This window comes from Aeromonas tecta (assembly GCF_000820185.1).
Taxonomy (GTDB): Bacteria; Pseudomonadota; Gammaproteobacteria; order Enterobacterales; family Aeromonadaceae; genus Aeromonas; species Aeromonas tecta.
The window spans coordinates 1-18,370 of record NZ_CDCA01000035.1 but is presented as its reverse complement, the minus strand read 5'-3'; the positions used below and the strand labels follow the sequence as shown (position 1 = coordinate 18,370).

Below are 18,370 nucleotides of genomic sequence, written 5' to 3'. Positions count from 1 at the left end.
CGGGATTTACGGGTGAAAGACGGAACCCGCCCTTCGTATGTGCGGTCCAGCCATCTCGTGTGGAGATCTGAGACTTTCCGAACCCGACTCACATCGGGGGTGGCGAGGTGGCCGATTTTGAGTCTGCTCTGGAATTAGTCAATCAGGAGATTCTATGAACCTCGGCTGAACCCAGGCTGTTGGAGAGAGTTGAATTGATGAAGAAAAACACTGAAGTGAGTATGGTTACTAAGCCAAACCATGTAACAGGTATTAAACACGGCTAACAATTCGCCACTGAAATGGACTGTCTGTAACAAAATAGCTGCGACTTTTGATGTCGCAGCCTCCTGGATTAACGCAAGTCAGCCAAGCCTGGCAGGTAACGCAATGAGAAGAACCAGCGCTGGCTGCCGCAGCGGTTCGGTGCCGACCAGAGCGCCCGTTGTTGGCTCTCAGCCAAAGGCTCCGCTTTGAATTCGCCGCTGCCCCGCTGCTGAACGAACAGCTCGTGAACCAGACCCGCCACCCGTCCCTCACAGGGCTCGAGGGCACTCAGATAAAGATCTCGCTCCGGCTGGCTCAATACCCCGGTACCGCTGCCATCCTGCACCACCAGGCTCACCCCTTTATCCGCCATCCTGGTCAGCAGTTCCCGGTAGGCCTGAGGGCTCATCTTGCCGGTGAAGAAGCTGCTGATATAGACGGGCACCGGGTTCAGCTCATGAAGATCCTTGCCAAGGTTTTCCAGATGGCGGGCCAGCAGCACCTGGCGCTCTGGCTCCCGCCAATTGAAGTCATCCAGTTCGGCGGGCAGATACCAACCGGCGATGCGTCCCTCGCCAAGCAGCTCCTGCCACTCTTGCGCCAGAGATAGATTGTGGCTCTCCTGCTGGCCGAGATAACGGTCTAGATGGCCGGCACTCTGATCCTGATGCTGGAAGAAATCGGGGTCGGAGTAGAGCCCCAGGATCAGGGTCAGCCCCGCCTCGTCGGCCCGCTTGAGTCGAGCCGTCAGCCACGCTTTCTCCTCCGGCTTAGTGAAAGCCTCGCCGTAACGCGTCCACTGCACTATCAGGGTGTCGAAGCCTTCCCGTTTCACCTGAGCCAGGATCTCGTCCCAACGCGCCTCGCTGATGGCCGCATCCCGTAATTGGGGCTGGTAGAAGATCCCCTGACTCGCCTGGGCGGGCAATACCGCCCCCAGCAGGATGAGGGCCAGCCCCGTTATCCAATGTCTCATCACCACCTCACTCCCATGGTCATCATCAGGGTGCTTTTGTCATAGTCATCGCCGGTTTCTATGTCCTTGATGACGGGATCGCTCTTCAACCGGCGTTGGTACTCGATCCCCAGGCTCAACTTGTGTGGCCAGGCGTCATAGCGTGTCTCCCCGAACCAGTGGTTCCAGCGCATCCCCACGCCGCCCATCAACAGGCTGTAGTCATCGGAACCCGAAGTGTACTCAACGGTGTCGCCATCATGGTTGTAGTAACCCCGATCCGGGCTCTTATCGTCCCAGTATTGGCGTCCCTGCACATGGGCATAAGGTTCCAGGGTGTCGCCCCAGCGGATCTTGTGGTGATAACTGAGCCGGTAGTCGGCCACCAGGCTGGTCTGCTGGGAACGCAGATAGCGGGCCGCATCCAGATAGAGGTTCTGGGCCCACCAGCCGCGGTCCCCCACATGCCATTCATCGCTGTACTTGCCATCGTTCAGGAAGGAGGCACTGGCCCGGATCAGGGTGTCGTGCTCGCTGCCCTGACTGCTGTTGAGGGGCAACAACTCTTCGGCCGCAAAGAAGATGGTCTGGCTGGAGAAGGGCTTCCAACGCAATCCTATGCCGAGGGTCGGATCCCGAAAGTCGAGGGGATTGCTGCCACTGTCTTCTGCATAGGTGCCATCGTAGGGAGTGCCTTCATTGAGGTGGTAGATCTGCTGGCCCTGACTGCTGCCGTAGAGGCGGCCGTAGATGGACAGAGTCTTGCCATTGCGAATGGGTTCATCCCCCAGTCGGTACTCGACTTCGGTCTGGGCATAGCTCTGGGCCACGGCATTGCCCCCGATACCGCTGACTGTGCCGGCTCCGGTACCTGTCCAGGCATCGAAGCTGTAGGTCCAGCGCCGTCCCAAATCTTCGTGCAGCCGCCTCAGGTCATAGCGCAGCTGCGCCGGTTGCTCACCATCGATGGCCTTGGTGGCGTAATCTCGCGCCTTCTGGTTATGGGCAAGGGATTGGTTGATATAGACCAATTGCTCGGCGAGCTGGGTATCCCCCGGCCGATAGATGGACTCCAGCCAGTCGCTGGCCGCCTGCTTCTCACCATTGTTGAGCAGGGCATAGCCATAGGCGAGCTGGTATTCCCGGTTATCCGGCGCCAGTCGATTGGCAGCTTGCAGCGCCGTGCTCGCCTGCGCTGTCTGGCCGAGCTTCTGCTGATGCTGGGCCAGCTGCGCATAGTCCGTCGCCTCGGGCGCCAGGGCAATGGCCCGCTCCAGGCTCGCGATGGCCTGTTCATCCTGCTGGGTACTGGCCAGGGCACGCCAATAGGCCGCACTCTGGGGCAGCCCCAATTGCTGGTACTGCGTCAGCCATTGCCGGGCCTGGGGCAGATCGCCGGCATCCAGGGCTGAGCGAATGGCCGCCATCTGTTCTTGCTGATCGGGGGCCAGGGTGACCTGCTGCCAGGCCTTGAGCGCGGCATCATAGTGACGGTTCTCGTACGCCTGGTAAGCCAGCTGACGCACATCCTGTGGCAACCCGAAGCTGGCGGCGCGAGCGAAAGCGTATTCCGCCAGGCCCGGTTTGTTCTGGCGATAACAACTGCCGAGCGCTCGCCAACTGCTGGCATCATACTGGGCGGCAAGATCCCCCAATACCCGCACCACACCATCGCACTGACCCGCCTCGGCGAGCAGGCTGGCCTGCAAACTGCGCAATGCCGGCTCGGCAAGGGGATCGGCCAATCGATCTGGTAATGCCCCCGCTCCTTTCTCCCCTTGCAGCAGGGTCAGGCGTCGGATCAAGGTTGCACGCCCCGCCTGGTTAGCCCCCTGGTAGGGCCAATAATCGATGAGCAACGCCCGGCTTGCAGCCGTCAGTCCGGCCTGCTGCAGGCGATAGCTGACCTGCTCCAGCTCGACCATGGGCTGTCTGGACTCTCGAACCAATTTGCGCCCGTCCAGGGCCAGCTTGTTCCATTGGTGCTGGTGCAATGCCGATTCGAATGCCAGTTCGGCACTTCCTTGCGACGGGGCCTTGGCCAACAGGCGATCCAGCTCGGTCCAACGCCCCTCACGGCGCAGGACGGGCAACATCAGGCTGGTATAGAAGGCCTGATTATCCGTAAATTGCAGCGTCTGATCACTGCCAAGGGTGCCGTTATTGGCCGCCAGTTGCAGCCATTCACGCTCCTGATCGGCCCGCTCAAACTGCGGACTATGAGCCTGCTGATAACGGCCCAATGCCGCCTCATCCCGGTTCTTGCCAAAGGCCAGTGCGATGGCCAGATCCAGCTCTGCATCCTGGCTCGGCAAGCGACTGCGCAGGGCTCTGGCCTGCTCTGGCTTGTCTTGTGCCAGCAGCATGTTGACCCACTGCTTGAGCTCCCCCTGGCTCAGCTTGTTGGCTTTATCCAGCGAGGCAAACTGCTCGGCAGCCAGAGTCCAGTTTTGCCCGCCCAGGGCTCGCTGCAACAGGTCATGACGCAGGCTCAACCCCTGTGGGCTAGCCGCCAATTGAGGATCCTCAAGGGCCCTGGACAAATCCCCCAGATCGCCATCCAACAGATCACGCTCGGCCCGCGCCACCTTGCACTCGAGCAGTCCACAAGCAGGATCCAGCGGATCCTTGCGCTCTAATCCTTCTACGAAAGCGAGCAGATCGGCATCCTGTGGCGTGATGGCCAATTGTTGATGAGCCAGCGCCGCTGCTTGCTTGTCCTCTCCAAAATGTTCATAGGCTCGCACCAGATAGAGCGTGATCACCGGGTTCTGGGGTTGTAGCTTGCGAGCTTGTTCAAATTCGGCGATGGCACGATCGCGATGCCCCCGTTCCATAGCAGAAAAACCTTTCTGCAGATGAGGATAAAGCACAAAACGCTGATAATTGCTCACCCCAGGACCCAACTCATATTCGGCCTGGGCCGCCATCGCCCCCTGTCCAAGCAGCAGCCCAGACAGGAGCAGTATTTCGGGACGCATCAGATGATCTCCTCTTTCTGCCGAGCAAGCCAAGATTCGTCTTCCACCCCAGCCTCACGCAACAAGTCATGCAAGTTCAGTTGATAGGTGTTCTGCAACGCCTTGGCCTGAGCCAGCACCTGTTGGCTGATCACCTCCTGCTCGACCAGGAAGTCGGCCAGGATCTCCTCGCTGCGCTCGTGCCGCAATAACAGGGAGCGCAACGCAGCCTCGTCGATGTGGCCGAGGGAGATGAGGATCTCGGGTAACATCACCTGGCTCGCCTGATAGCGAGCCCAGATATCGGCAAACTGGGTCTCGTCGATCAAACCGCCATTCAGTGCCTTTTGTAGCAACCCTTTGGGATTGATCCGCTGGCCACGCACATACCAGCGGCGCAGCCCCAGAGTGACCTCCCCCTTGCAGGCGATCACATAGGAAACCCGTGATTCGAGTTTGCGAGACAGGGCACCGAGAGAAACAGGATCCAGATAGGTTTCACATGCCAGCACCAGTACATCCTTTTCGATGCGCAGGGGCAGCACACCATAGTGCACGGCTACGTTGGGGGGCACTTTTTGCAGTAGTTCCCGGCTCAGGCTGTAGGCATCGACATGCTCCCACGGCACCCCACTTTGCTCTGCCACGCCAGCTGCCAACTGTTCGCTGGTGATCCAGCCCTGATGCACCAGACTGCTACCCAGACGCAGACCCGGCGCCCGGTTCAGCAGCGCCTCATTGAGCTGTGTCTTGGTCAAGATCCCCTGGCCGACCAGTATTTGGCCGAGGGGACGCCGTGCCCGGTTCTCTTCACCCAGGCTGGGGAAATCATGAGTGGTCTTGTCCCAGGCAACCCGACGGGGATCCCCCTGGGCGATGATCTGGGAGAGCGCCCGCCAGTTCGCCATGAAGTTGATGATGTTGCCCCAAAACAGCCGGGGAATGGACATCATCCCCTGCATCAACCCGTAGTAGCGGGTCACGAAGATCAGCCGCTGCAGCATGCGGTTGCTCATCAGGAACATGTTGATCCAGAGCAGGGTGATCAACCAGCTGTCTCCCTCGAAAATGGAGAGAAAGTAGTACGGATCCGGCACCAGCCACTGATAGAGGATGAGGGCCAGCAGTTGCAGCAAGATAAGGCTGGCGGTGAAGCTGAGGAAGTTGGTCAGCGCCCCCTTGCGGTCACGCCAGAGGAAGTAGTTGAGTTTCCAGTTGTTGCTCCACTTGTGTGTCTTGAATCCCTGATAGACGATGCCGATGATCCAGCGAGACTTCTGGCGCACCGCCGTCTGGAAGGTATCGGGGAAGTATTCCCGCACGCAGATGACATTGGTATCCCGCTCGTGCATACCGAGGCGCCAGCGCCGATTCGGCGTGCTCTTGGCCTCGCGGATGACGGGAAAACGGACGAACACCTCCTCCATCCCCTTCTCTTTGAGCCGAAAACCGATGTCGTAGTCTTCGGTCAGGCTCTGCACATCAAAGGCGATGCCGTCACCGTCTTCCAGCAGGGCGATGATGGCGCGGCGACTGAAGCAGGTACCGACCCCGGCGCTGGGCACTTGGCCGGAGACGGCCTCCCGCACCGGCACATCCTTGCTGTGCAGTTCAGCGAACTCGTCCAGATAATGCAGGCTGGTGAAGTTGTACCAGGGACGCTCGAAGGGATAGACGGGGATCTGGATCAGATCCTTGCGATCCACCAGATAGTTGAACAACCGCAGCTCCATGTCCGAGATGACATCCTCGGCATCGTGCAGGATAAAGCCGGCAAACGAGAGGTTGGCCTTGCGCTCGAACTGGAAGATGGCATCGAGCACATTGTTGAGACAATCGGCCTTGCTGGTCGGCCCCGGGCGGGCGCAAACCACCTTGTGCACATTGGGGAAGCGAGCGCAGACTTCGTCCACATCTTTCTGAGTGTCGGGATCGTTGGGATAGGTACCGACGAAGATCTGGTAGTTCTCGTAGTCGAAGCGGGTCGCCGCCAGCTCCGCCATCTGGCCGATGACACCGGTTTCATGCCAGGCGGGCACCATGATGGCAAGAGGCTGCTCCTCCCGCTCGTACAGTGCCTGATACTCCAGCCGATCATGGCGACGATAGACAGTCAGGCGCCGCCAGGTGGCACGCAACCAATAGACGGTATCGATGAAGAGATCATCGACACCGCTCACCAGCATGGCCATCGCCACCACGATGGCAACCAACTTCAGGCCATAGAGATAGGTGGCAAAACCATCAACCAACCAATATTCCGACATCAGGATTACCCCAGCAAGGTGTCAGCCATGATGGCAACGATGCGAGCACAGGCCTGCCCATCTCCGAATGGATTGGCCATCGCCCGCGGGGCAAAATCAGCCGCCTGCCACAATTCGGTGACCCGTTGGACGATACGTTCCTCGTCGGTGCCCATCAGCTGCGCATAGCCAGACTCCACCGCCTCGGGCCGCTCCGTCTCCTCGCGCAATACCAGCAGGGGCACACCATAGGTCGGCGCTTCCTCCTGCAAACCGCCAGAGTCGGTCATGACTAGCCAGGCATCGGCGATAGCTTGTTGCATGGCCACATAGTCGAGAGGTTCGGTCAGCGTGACATTGGACAGATGGCCGAGCAGCGGATAAACGACTTGCTTGATAACGGGGTTCAAATGTACCGGGAAGAGTACCCGCATCTCGGGATTGGCGGTGGCGAGGCGAGCAATGGCACGGCAGATCCCGGCAACTTCGTCTCCCCAGTTCTCCCGTCGGTGTACCGTTACCAGCAGATGCCCCGGCTGGGGATTGTTGCGTTCGATGCCGTGACGCTCTCCGGCCCACAGCTGGGCATCGATGACCGTATTGCCGGTAACATGGACTCGCTCTGCCGGCACCTGTTCGGCCAACAGACAGTCTTGCGCACGCACGGTCGGCGCCAGATGCAGTTGGGCGATACGCCCTATCATCTGGCGCAGCCCCTCTTCGGGGAAGGGACGATCGAGACGATAAGTACGTAGACCGGCCTCCACATGAGCCACCGGCACCTGATGATAGAAACCGGTCAGGGCACCGAGGAAGGCGCTCTCGGTATCCCCTTGCACAATCACCATGTCCCAGGGCCCTTGCACCATCAAGGTTTCAAGCTGGGCGCGACAACCCTGGCTGAATTCAAACAGGCTCGCCCCCTGGCGCAGCAAGGTCCAGTCCGGGCGGATATCGAAGCACTCGAGCAGCTGAGTCGCCATGCTGTCATGCTGACCGGTATGAACCCAACGAACGTCGGCCCACGGCTCCTGCTGGAGGGCATGATATAGCGGGGCGAGCTTGATTATTTCCGGGCGAGTACCCGATACCATCATGATTTTCTTCATCGCAACGTGCTCCGGTCATGTGATCCATATCACCGCAGGGAGTCTAGGCGACCAGCGTGCCGTTGGCCCGTCCCTCTACAGGATAATTTCAATAGATAACAAGTAACTAGGGGGATGAGGAAGCAGAAATAGGGGTTGCCCCCCAAGTGGTGATCGCCCACGGATATCCAGATACGGCGGAACAAATGGGCATTTGTCCAGGTTGTAGCATCCCTGTTCGCACTGCCCTCTGTGAGGCGGCCATCATCATGATTGGGTATCGAATATCATCAGATATGGAGCGAGTCGTCTGACCCTCATCATCGGCAACCCAGCCATCTCGCAAGGGAGATCTGTGATTTTCCGAACCCGGTTCACACCGAGGGTGGCCTATCTATCATCTGCCCAGTAGTCGGACCAGTCCATATTTAAAATGCAAAAATCTAAATTAAGCGAATATAAAACGCGAATAAATAAAATGGCAGAACTTAAGTCAGCAGCGCTCCTGACTCCATGTTGCCAAGGGTTAGATGGGGCAAGAGGGTGACGCGGCACCTGCCAGAAACTGTCGCGTCCCCATTCAGCTCTGACTGAATGCCATAAAAAGAGCCCCTTTCGGGGCTCTTTTTATGGGCCATGGCGTCGCACTCATGTCGATAATGTCTGCCCTGCTAGGCGGTCTGCTTCTCACCCAGGTAGTGATTGTGGATCCAGGCTTCGAAGTCGGCCAGCATCTGCGCCTCCGAGTGGCTGTTGTCGGCAATCAACTTCTCTCCGTGCACCACCCGGATGTGGGCATTGAGGGGAGTGCCGTCGCCGACCGGTGGCCGCTGGCGCGCCGCCGCCATGCAAGCCGAGGCCGTCGCCCAGGCTTCGGCCACGCTCTGGTTGCACACCCGGGCCAGGGGGCCTGCGCTGAAGCCCTCACCGGTCAGGCTCTGCAGGGTCTGGTCATGGGTCATGCCATTGCCGGGCCCCCAGTAGTGGGCCGCCAAGTCCGGGCCGATGCGCGGGTTGTCGGTGAGATAACCGTCCCGGCGCAGGAAGTAGGCGCGAGTCTGCTCCACCGCCATCAGCGCCAGCAGATAGCCGTGATAGGCGCAGGCCGACTCCTGATTGAGCAGGTGAGGGATGGCGAGCAGCGGGCGCGGGCTCTCCACTCCCAGGATCTTGCGCTCCCACTGGCGGGCCAGCGCCAGCACGGCCGCCGGGCTGCGCTCGGCCTCGTCCATGGCGTAGAGATCCCGCTCGAAGTAGGCCACCAGGGCAATCTGGCGCTCGTTGAAGGCCCTGAACGGCTGACGCGCCGCTATCATGGCCTCGATAAGCGTATCCGGGATAACCTCCCCGGCCTCGTTGCGGGCGTAACGTTTGAGCCAGTCCGCATCGTCCAGCAGGCTGTCACAGAACATGGACTGGGTCTCGGCATAGGCCATGGAGGTGGGCGGAAACTCCTGGGAGAAACAGGGCGCATTGCCGGTCACGTTGGCAAAGTGGGCGGCATGGCCCCCCTCGTGGAACAGGGTGTTGAGGCCGCTCCAGCCGCTGCCGACCTGGGCCGGATCCGCCAGACTGGTGAAGTTGACCACCGCCGGCACCCACTGCCCCTCCTGCCAGAAGCTCGGCACCGGGCCGTGGCAGAAGCCGTTCTCGTATTTCCCCTCCCGGGTCAGCAGATCCAGGGTCAGGGTCGCGTCTCGGTACTGGATACCGAGCCGGCGGAAGCTCTCGACCCAATCCTTCAGGGCCCGGGAGAAGGGTACATAAGGATCGAGCTGGCGGGTCACGTCGCCGCTCACGCTGTAGCGCAGGTTGTGGGGCCGCAGCGCCGCCTCACCCTTGGCCGCCTTCAGCTCGGCCAGACCGAGGTGCACGCGATCCTCGGTGCGGGCGATAAAGTCATCCAACACCGTAAATAACTGCTCCGGGCTCATCTGCTCGTTCTTGTGAACCTTGTAGTCGAAGTAGTCCCGATACCCCATGGCGCGGGCGAAGCGGTTACGCAGCGCCACCACCTCGAGGAAGCCATTGTCCACCACCCACTGCTCCAGGGCATGGAACATGGCGATCGCGCTTTGGCGCACCCCCTCGTTCTGGCTGGCCGCCAGCGAGGTGCTGGCCGCCGGCAGACTGCCGGCCACCTGCCGCCCCTGCTCGTCCAGCAGACTGAGCTTGAGCTCCTTGCGGCGGGCGAACAGGGCCGCCTCGGCGGCCACCAGCTCGTCCATCAGGGCGGTCGCGGCGGGATCCTCGATGACATTGCACTCGAAGAAGGCAATCCAGCCCCCGAGCCCGCGTTTGAGATCCGCCCCCTCGGCCTGGGCCTGCATCTCCCGCAACACCGGCAGCCGCGCCGGAGCGGCGCAGAAGGCCTTGTAGGCCTGTTCGGCGGCGGTGAAACCGGCCTGATCGTCGCTGGTGCCCATGTAGGTGGACCAGAACAGATCCTCCTTGCGCCTGTGTACCTGCAGGTACTCGGCGTTGAGCTGGTTCAAGTAATTCCTGGCATTGGAAGTCATAAGGTCCCTCTTGTTATCGGCGGCCTCTGGCCAGCCGTTCCTTTTTGGATGATGCCCCATCCTCACGGAACAGGGCTGGGTGCGCCGGGATGCGCTCCATCACGCTAGCAAAAGCAGGCTCCGCTGTCTGCCGCTCGCGGGAGATTATCGACCTCAGCTAACGCTCTAGCCAGGCGATTGCATCCTCAGTCTGCCCAATATCCCCTGCAACCATGGCAACGGCGCTGTGATATCGGCTTGTCATTCATGAATAACGACGCCTGTCTTGAAGGGGTATCATCGCCATATGTTTAATATTCCATGAAATCCAAAAGAATCCGAATATTCCCCACATATCATGCGTAAAAACAGAAACTTGCGTAATGGCTCTACTCCGATGAGGTCAAGCTGTAAAGATTTACACTTAATAATTTAATCAAAAGAAGTCATGATAGTGGGGTCGTAGTCAAACGCGACACCATGATCCTTTTGTAGTCATTTGGCAAACTGGTTGAAAGGCCAGGACGCAAAGCCTCCGGTCTAAAGACATGTCGTCCAGGATAGCGGGGTTGCAACACCGTGTTTCGGGGAATGCCCCTGCCAACGTGACTGCCCACATCTATCGAACAGAGGAATGTATGGCAGCAACTATTCAACTCAATCGCCTCGCAGCCGCGCTGGCGCTGCTGGCCAGTGGCGGCGTGCTCGCCCACGGCTACATCAGCCAGCCGGAGGCGCGCAACTACCTGTGCAAGACCGGCGGCAACAGCCAGTGTGGCGCCATCCAGTGGGAGCCCCAGAGCCTGGAGGCGCCGTCCGGCTTCCCCAATGGCGGCCCGGCCGACGGTCAGATAGCCTCGGCCGGCCACACCCAGTTTGGCGAGCTCAACGCCCAGACCAGCGACCGCTGGACCAAACGCGACGTGCAGGCCGGTCCCTTCGCCATCAGCTGGACCTTCACCGCCAACCACACCACTCGCAACTGGCGCTACTACCTCACCAAGCAGGACTGGAACCCGAACCAGCCGTTAACCCGGGCTTCCTTCGATCTCAATCCCTTCTGCGTGATCGACGGGGGTATGGTGCAGCCACCCAAGCAGGTCACCCATAACTGCGTCCTGCCGGCGCGCACCGGCTATCAGGTGATCCTGGGGGTCTGGGAGGTGGGCGATACCACCAACAGCTTCTACAACCTGATCGACGCCCGCTTCGAGGGCGGCACCCAGCCACCGCTGAGCTGGAGCCAGGGCGGGACCATCTACCCCTCCATCGATCTGGCGGCCGGTGACAAGGCCATGACCCGGGTGTTCGACGCCAGCGGCGAGCGCACAGATCTGCAGACTGTGCTGACCATCGCCAATACCGAGCAAGGCCAGAAGAACAACTGGTCCCACGCCCTGGCGAGCAAGATCAACGCAGAGCAGAGCCAGATCCGCGCCGGCCAGCAAGGGACCGACGGCCAGTTCAACCCGGTCTACGGTCAGAACCCCGTCTACCTCAAAGCAGGCAGCAACCTGCAACGAGTCGAGATCCAGCTCGAGCAGCAACAGCCGCCGATCGGTGACAGCGTCAATGTGAGCGGTCTTGAGAGCGAATACCTGCTCGACAACGGCAAGCTGACCCTGAACTTCACGGTCGCGGCGCAGGGAGATCTCGCGGTCACCAACACCCTCTATGACCATGGCGGCGTCGCCAAGGGCCAGAGCAGTGCCGACATCAAAGACAGCAGCCAAAGCTTCACCATGCCGCTGACCGGCCTGAGTGCGGGCCACCATCAGCTGGTGATCGAGGGCAAGCCGAAGTCAGGGGGCGCCACCGTGCAGCAGACCCTGGATCTGATGCTCAAAGATCCCGCCAGCGGCGGCGACTATCAGTACAGCTTCCCCGAGGGGCTGAAGTCCTACACCGCCGGCACCAAGGTGCTGCAACCCAAGAACGGCAAGATCTACCAGTGCAAGCCCTTCCCCTACAGCGGCTGGTGCAGCCAGTGGGCGAGCACGGCCACCCAGTATGAGCCGGGCGTCGGCTCCCACTGGCAGGAGGCCTGGACCCAACTGCCATAAGCGTCAAAACGCAAACAGGGAGCCCAAGGCTCCCTGTTTTTTTATGGCAACTTCCTCAGATCTGGTAATCGAGCGCCGCATCGTTGCGAAGAGCCCGCGCCTGGATGTCCGCGAGGGCTAGCTCCGGGTTGCAGAGCTGGATGAACTGCCAGGCGAAGTTGTGCTGGAACTGCCCCTGCTTGAGGCCGATCCAGGCGGTGTGGGGGGCAAACAGCCGACTGCCGTCGAGCTGCACCAGACCCTTGTCCCGCTGACTGTTGAAGGCCATGTCTGCCAGTATACCCACCCCCATTTCCAGCTCGACATAGGTCTTTATGACGTCAGAATCCTGAGCCGTTAGCAGGATCTGCGGCACTATGCCGGCCTCGGCAAAAGCTTCGTCTACCCGCGCCCGACCGGTCAGTCCCGCCTGATAGGTAACGATGGGCCAGTGGGCCAGCGCCGCCAGGGTCAGCTCCCGCTCGGCGGTCAGGGGATGCTGCTCCGGCACCACTATGTTGTGGTGCCAGCGGTAGTAGGGGAAGGCCACCACCCCTTCGCTCTTGTCGAGCTGCTCGCTGCTGATGCCGATATCCACCTCACCGGTCTGCACCAGCCGCACTATCTCTTCCGGGCTGCCCTGGCGCAGCTCCAGCTGTACCAGCGGGAACTGCTCGCGAAACGCCTTCACCACCCGCGGCAAGGCATAGCGCGCCTGGGTGTGAGTGGTCGCTACCAGCAAGCGGCCCGAGTCGCGGTTGGCGAAGGTGCTGGCCAGCTTGCGGATGTTGTTGGCATCGTTGAGGATGCGCTCGGCGATCACCAACAGCTCCTTGCCCGGCTCCGTCATGCCGAGCAGCCGCTTGCCGTAGCGAATAAACAGCTCGATGCCAAGCTCCTCCTCCAGCTCGCGAATATGGCGGCTGACCCCGGATTGGGAGGTAAACAGGGCGTTGGCGACCTCGGTCAGGTTGTAGTCCCGCCGCGCCGCCTCACGAATAATGCGTAGTTGCTGAAAGTTCACGTCATCGCCTCCTGCGCTGACCGGCCGCTATGGGTCTGCCCGCGGCCTTGTTATCTGTGTGACCGGTTACCCGGCCGCAAGCCTGATACACGCTTCACCCTTGTCGCTCGCCCTAGATCTGATAATCCGGATAGAGCTGGGCCTGCTTGGCCACCAGACGCACCCCCTGGCCCGGCACCAGGGCACGGGCGGCCTCCTTGCTAAGCTCGGCCTCATAGTGGGCGCCTTTGGTCTCGCCGCTGCCCCTGAGCTCAACCCGAATACGCGGCCCCATGGGCAGCAGGCGAGTGACGGTGGCGCTGATGCCCCCCGGTGCATCCGCCGGCAAGATCTCCAGCTCGTGGGGACGCACATAGGCGATGGCCGCGCTGCCCTGGGCCAGGTGAGATGCCGCCGAGCCCCCCAGTCGCTGCTCACCGATACCAAGCCCCTGCTCCGCCACCCGACCGCGGAACAGGTTCACGCTGCCGAGGAAGCTGTGGACGAAGGAGCTGGCCGGCTGGTCATAGACCTCGGCCGGGGTGCCGATTTGCTCTACCCGACCGGCGTTCATCAACACCACCCGATCCGCCACCTCCAACGCCTCTTCCTGATCGTGAGTCACGAACAGGCTGGTGACGTGCAGCTCGTCATGCAGCTCTCGCAGCCAGCGGCGCAGCTCCTTGCGCACCTGGGCATCGAGGGCGCCGAACGGCTCGTCCAGCAGCAGCACCTTGGGCTGCACCGCCAAGGCGCGGGCCAGGGCGACCCGCTGGCGCTGACCGCCGGAGAGCTGGGTCGGGTAACGCTCGGCCACATGGCTGAGCTGCACCAGATCCAGCAGATCCTTGACCCGGGCACGGATAGTGGTCTCACTCGGGCGCTCACTGCGCGGTTTGACCCTCAGGCCAAAGGCTACGTTCTCGAACACCGTCATATGGCGAAACAGCGCATAGTGCTGGAACACGAAGCCGACGTTGCGCTCACGCACATGCAGGGCGGAGGCATCCTCCCCCCGAATGATGACGCTGCCACTGTCGGCCTGTTCCAGCCCGGCGATGATCCGCAGCAAAGTAGTCTTGCCACAACCGGAGGGCCCCAGCAGGGCGACCAACTCGCCGTCGTGGAAGTCGAGGTTGATGTCGGCAAGGGCCGCGTATTGATTAAAATGCTTGTTGAGTTGTTGAACCTGAATGCTCATGGCTGCCTCGTTGAAACTGTGAAATCAGTGAGATTTGGTGGGCTGACCACGCAGCCGGGCCAACAGGGTTTCCCCCAACAGGGTGAAGATCCCGAACAGGGCCAGCAGGCTGGCGACCGCGAAGGCGGCGCCGGTCTGGTACTCGTTGTAGAGGATCTCGATGTGCAGCGGCAGGGTGTTGGTCTGGCCGCGAATGTGGCCTGACACCACAGACACGGCGCCAAACTCCCCCACCGCCCGAGCGGTACAGAGCAGCACGCCATACATCAGGCTCCAGCGGATGCCGGGCAGGGTCACTCGCCAGAACATCTGCAAACCGCTCGCCCCCAGCATGATGGCGGCCTCCTCTTCCTCCGGTCCGCGTGCCTCCATCTGCGGCAGCAGCTCGCGCACCACGAAAGGCACCGTGATGAAGGTGGTCGCCAGGATGATGCCCGGGGTGGCGAAGATGATCTTGATGTCATGCTCGCTCAGCCAGTCGCCGAACCAGCCGCGGCTACCGAACATCAGCACGAACATCAGCCCCGCGATGACCGGAGATACCGAGAACGGCAGATCGATGATGGTGATGAGCAGCTGCCGACCCGGGAAGCGGAAGCGGGCGATGGCCCAGGCGGCCGCCAGACCGAATAGCACGTTCAACGGCACCGAGCAGAGGGTGACCAGCGCAGTCAGGCCGAGGGCGCTCAGGGCATCCGGCTCACTGATGGCGTGCCAGAAGAAGGCTAGGCCCGGGCTCAGCGCCTGAATGAAGACGGTGGCCAGCGGCAGCAGCAGCAAGGCGGCAAACCAGCCCAATCCCACCGTGATGAGCAGCCACTTGACCCACACCGGTTCACGGGTAACCGGTTGATAGTTCACGACCACAGTCACTTGCGGTGCCTTGTCGAGTGCGATGGTGGATGCGGTCATATGCGGCTCCCTCCGATACGGGCCCAGCTCCAGGCCTGCAACTTGTTGATGATCAACAGCAGAATGAATGAGATAAGCAGCATGACGGAGGCGATGGCAGAGGCCCCGGCGTAGTCATACTCCTCCAGGTGACTCATGATCATCAGCGGCGCTATCTCGGACACCATGGGCAGATTGCCGGCGATGAAAATGACCGAGCCGTACTCGCCCACTCCGCGGGCGAAGGCCAGGGCGAAGCCGGTCAGCAGCGCCGGGATCAGGGTTGGCCAGAGCACCCTGGCGAAGGTCTGCCAGCGGTTGGCCCCAAGACTCGCCGCCGCCTCTTCCTGCTCTGCCTCGGCTTCGCGCAGCACCGGTTGCAGGGTACGCACCACGAAGGGCAAGCCGATGAAGGTCAGCGCGATGACCACCCCTATGGGGTTGTAGGCGAGCTCGATACCAAAGGGAGCGACCCACTGACCAATCCAGCCATTGGGGGCGAAGATGGCGCACAGGGCGATACCAGAGACGGCGGTGGGCATGGCAAACGGCAGATCGATGAGGGCATCCACGAGGCGGCGACCCGGGAAGCTGTAGCGCACCAGCACCCAGGCCAGGATCAGCCCGAACAGGCTGTTGAGCAGGGCGGCGATAAAGGCGGCGCCAAAACTCAGCCGAAACGAGGCCAGCACCCGAGGGGAGCTGATCACCTGCCAGAACTCGGCGGCATTGAGGTTGTTCACGGCGAACAATACCAGGGCGGAGAGCGGCAGCAGCACCAGTATGCTCAGGTAGAGCAGACTGAAGCCCAGGGTCGGCCCCAGACCTGGCAGGACGGAATAAGAACTTAATCGCATAACACATCCGTTTGTTATAAATAACTTTCGATATAGCGATTCTGCTCACTCCTGCCAGGTGCGCCAAACATCAATAACGCCTTTACTAATTACTTTTTTATCTAACAACGACGAAACAAGGCTTTTAGAGCGGTATAAATAAAAAAAGGTCTTTTATATAAATAAAAGACCTAACAAAACGGAGCTGTGGAACCGGAAACTCAGGAGTCTGCTGCTATGGGATCAGGCTAGCGAACCTGCTTCGTATCGTCTTGGTACTCTCCTCATGACGTATTTTGAACCTTAACGAAAACTCAGGGCTGCGCGTTGGCCCCACTCTACCTGCGCCGGTTCAACCACCATCTCGGCTCGATGGTGAAGGGTGCCGAGCAAGTTGAGACCCTGACTCCATTCCCCATGACCGGACTGGGCATTGATGTGGCCTACCTCACCGGCATCGAACAGCGGCACCTGCCACTGGCGGCTCCAGAACTCGGCCCGCTCGAACGACATCCAAGGATCGTTGCGGCTGGCGATGAGCTGGGCGGATACCTTGATGGAGCCTGCAAGCGCCTCGTCCGGAATGCCGAAGCGGGCCGGATCGGCGGGGGCCACTATCAGGATCGAGGCAACCTTCTCCGGTTGCAGCCGGGCGGCGGCGATGGCCGTCAGGGCTCCGAAAGAGTGGGCGACCAGGTGCACCTGGCTACGCCGGCTCCTGAGCTTGCTCGCCAGCTTGGCACTCCAGACGGTGAGGTCCGGCTTGTCCCAGGGCAGGCCAACCATGCGCTGCCACTGGGGGAAATGTTGATGCCAGCGGCTCTGCCAGTGATCCGGCCCGCTGTTGTGCAGACCGGGAACCAGGAGGATCTTGTTCATCTCGGTGCTCCTATCCGTTGTCACAGTGGGCCAGGTAACTTAGCTGCCCGGTTGGTAGATCTGGTCGAACAGACCGCCCTGGGCAAAGTGTTTCTTCTGAGCCTTGTCCCAATCCCCTTCCAGATCCTTGACGGTAAACAGCTTCAAGGTCGGGAACTGAGCCGAGGTCTCCTTCAGGATCGCCGGGTTGCTGGGGCGGTAGTGATACTTGGCGATAATGCGCTGCCCCTCGTCGGAGTAGAGATAATCGAGGTACGCCTTGGCCACCGCCTCGGTACCGTGTTTCTTGGCGACCTTGTCGACCACGGCAACTGGCGGCTCGGCCAGGATGGAAACAGAAGGCACTACCAACTCAAACTTGTCACTGGTCCCAGGTTGACCCAGCACCAGCAGGGCTTCGTTCTCCCAAGCCAGCAGCACATCACCCAGGCCGCGCTCGATGAAACTGGTGGTGGCACCACGGGCACCGGAATCCAGTACCTTCACGTTCTTGAACAGATCACCGACGAACTGCTTGGCGCCGTCCTCGCTGCCGCTCTTCTTCAGGGCATAACCCCAGGCAGCCAGATAGTTCCAGCGCGCCCCACCGGAAGTCTTGGGATTAGGGGTGATGATGGAGACATCCTTGCGCACCAGATCATCCCAGTCTTTGATCTGCTTGGGATTCCCCTTGCGTACCAAGAAGACGATGGTAGAGGTATAGGGAGAAGCGTTGTTGGCGAGGCGCCCTTCCCAATCGCTGGCGGTGAGACCCGCCTTGGCCACGGCATCGACGTCATAGGCCAGCGCCAGCGACACCACGTCTGCCTCCAGACCATCGACCACGGCACGCGCCTGCTTACCAGAGCCCCCATGAGACTGGCTGACAACCACATCGTCCCCTGTCTTGCTCTTCCACTCCTTGGCAAACGCTGTGTTGTACGCCTGGAACAACTCACGAGTCGGATCATAGGAGACGTTGAGCAGGCGGATCTCGGCGGCATTGGCCTGGCCGAGTGCCAGCAGGGATAACAGGGTCAGGGCGGTCATTCGCAATTTCATGGTGATACTCCTTATCGTTGGGTTGAGTACAGCATGCCGCCTCTTTCATATACCAGGAAGAAAGAAATAGCGCTTTGCTTATCTCTTTTACGCATATTAGAGCCTAATAGAACGAACAGAGGCTCTACCCACCACCTTCTTTTATGTCTATACCGCCCAAATAATCATCAGTTTGAACCTACCTTTCACCTCCTTATCGATGATTCATACTCATAACAAAGCCACCAGGACGAAATAATGGCCTGTCTTATGACACTCTATTACTTAGATTTGGATAGATATGTGGGATAGATATGTGGGAAAGGAACACACAGGGTATGTGTAGTAGAGATGGGGAATGAGGGGTTATGTCGTAGCGACACCTATACAGCAGTGCTGCGGCCTCCATGTGGATAGAGCACAACAGGTGGTGATAGCTTGGCGTTTAACCAAATCAGAGGGGGATATAGAGAATGTCAAACACAAAAAAAGCCCAGTCGTTAGA

General features: G+C 60.3%; 12 protein-coding genes and 2 riboswitches. Of the genes, 1 reads left to right on the top strand and 11 read right to left on the bottom strand.

Going from position 1 to position 18,370, the window contains the following annotated elements; genetic code table 11:
- Positions 1 to 334: 334 nt before the first annotated feature.
- The 5 genes from BN1137_RS14860 to BN1137_RS14840 form a co-directional block, all read right to left on the bottom strand.
- Positions 335 to 1,222: a DUF4434 domain-containing protein gene (locus BN1137_RS14860; RefSeq protein WP_050719346.1), complete on the bottom strand. Its 888-nt coding sequence runs from the start codon at positions 1,220 to 1,222 to the stop codon at positions 335 to 337.
- Positions 1,222 to 4,182, bottom strand: a complete 2,961-nt coding sequence (locus BN1137_RS14855) for an NfrA family protein (protein WP_050719345.1) — start codon at positions 4,180 to 4,182, stop codon at positions 1,222 to 1,224. Before BN1137_RS14855 ends, BN1137_RS14860 begins: the two co-directional genes overlap by 1 nt.
- Positions 4,182 to 6,428, bottom strand: coding sequence for a cyclic di-3',5'-guanylate-activated glycosyltransferase NfrB (nfrB, locus tag BN1137_RS14850; protein ID WP_050719344.1), 2,247 nt, complete (start codon positions 6,426 to 6,428; stop codon positions 4,182 to 4,184). Before nfrB ends, BN1137_RS14855 begins: the two co-directional genes overlap by 1 nt.
- 5 nt (positions 6,429 to 6,433) lie before the next feature.
- The gene (wecB, locus tag BN1137_RS14845; RefSeq protein WP_050719343.1) at positions 6,434 to 7,516 is read right to left on the bottom strand and encodes a non-hydrolyzing UDP-N-acetylglucosamine 2-epimerase; all 1,083 of its coding nucleotides are present in this window, start codon (positions 7,514 to 7,516) and stop codon (positions 6,434 to 6,436) included.
- Between the two features lie 301 nt (positions 7,517 to 7,817).
- Positions 7,818 to 7,895, bottom strand: a riboswitch (cyclic di-GMP riboswitch).
- Positions 7,896 to 8,166: 271 nt separating this feature from the next.
- Positions 8,167 to 10,014, bottom strand: a complete 1,848-nt coding sequence (locus BN1137_RS14840) for a M3 family metallopeptidase (RefSeq protein WP_050719342.1) — start codon at positions 10,012 to 10,014, stop codon at positions 8,167 to 8,169.
- Between the two features lie 470 nt (positions 10,015 to 10,484).
- Positions 10,485 to 10,570, top strand: a riboswitch (cyclic di-GMP riboswitch).
- Between the two features lie 61 nt (positions 10,571 to 10,631).
- Between BN1137_RS14840 and gbpA the strand changes: the two genes are divergently transcribed.
- A complete protein-coding gene (gbpA, locus tag BN1137_RS14835; RefSeq protein WP_050719341.1) occupies positions 10,632 to 12,056 on the top strand; it encodes an N-acetylglucosamine-binding protein GbpA in 1,425 nt (474 codons plus the stop codon).
- A 55-nt stretch (positions 12,057 to 12,111) separates the two neighbouring features.
- Here the strand turns inward: gbpA and cbl are convergent, their stop codons facing one another.
- The 6 genes from cbl to BN1137_RS14805 all read right to left on the bottom strand — a co-directional run bounded on the left by cbl (position 12,112) and on the right by BN1137_RS14805 (position 17,886).
- A complete protein-coding gene (gene cbl / locus BN1137_RS14830; RefSeq protein ID WP_050719340.1) occupies positions 12,112 to 13,059 on the bottom strand; it encodes an HTH-type transcriptional regulator Cbl in 948 nt (315 codons plus the stop codon).
- 112 nt (positions 13,060 to 13,171) lie between these two features.
- A complete protein-coding gene (locus BN1137_RS14825) occupies positions 13,172 to 14,239 on the bottom strand; it encodes a sulfate/molybdate ABC transporter ATP-binding protein (RefSeq protein WP_050719339.1) in 1,068 nt (355 codons plus the stop codon).
- 24 nt (positions 14,240 to 14,263) lie between these two features.
- Positions 14,264 to 15,151, bottom strand: coding sequence for a sulfate ABC transporter permease subunit CysW (gene cysW, locus BN1137_RS14820; RefSeq protein WP_050719338.1), 888 nt, complete (start codon positions 15,149 to 15,151; stop codon positions 14,264 to 14,266).
- A complete protein-coding gene (gene cysT, locus BN1137_RS14815; protein WP_050719337.1) occupies positions 15,148 to 15,987 on the bottom strand; it encodes a sulfate ABC transporter permease subunit CysT in 840 nt (279 codons plus the stop codon). The genes cysW and cysT overlap by 4 nt, the downstream gene beginning before the upstream one ends.
- Positions 15,988 to 16,269: 282 nt before the next feature.
- Entirely contained in the window at positions 16,270 to 16,845 is a 576-nt protein-coding gene (locus BN1137_RS14810) for an RBBP9/YdeN family alpha/beta hydrolase (RefSeq protein WP_050719336.1), read from the bottom strand.
- Positions 16,846 to 16,884: 39 nt separating this feature from the next.
- Positions 16,885 to 17,886, bottom strand: a complete 1,002-nt coding sequence (locus tag BN1137_RS14805; RefSeq protein ID WP_050719335.1) for a sulfate ABC transporter substrate-binding protein — start codon at positions 17,884 to 17,886, stop codon at positions 16,885 to 16,887.
- Positions 17,887 to 18,370: the final 484 nt, after the last annotated feature.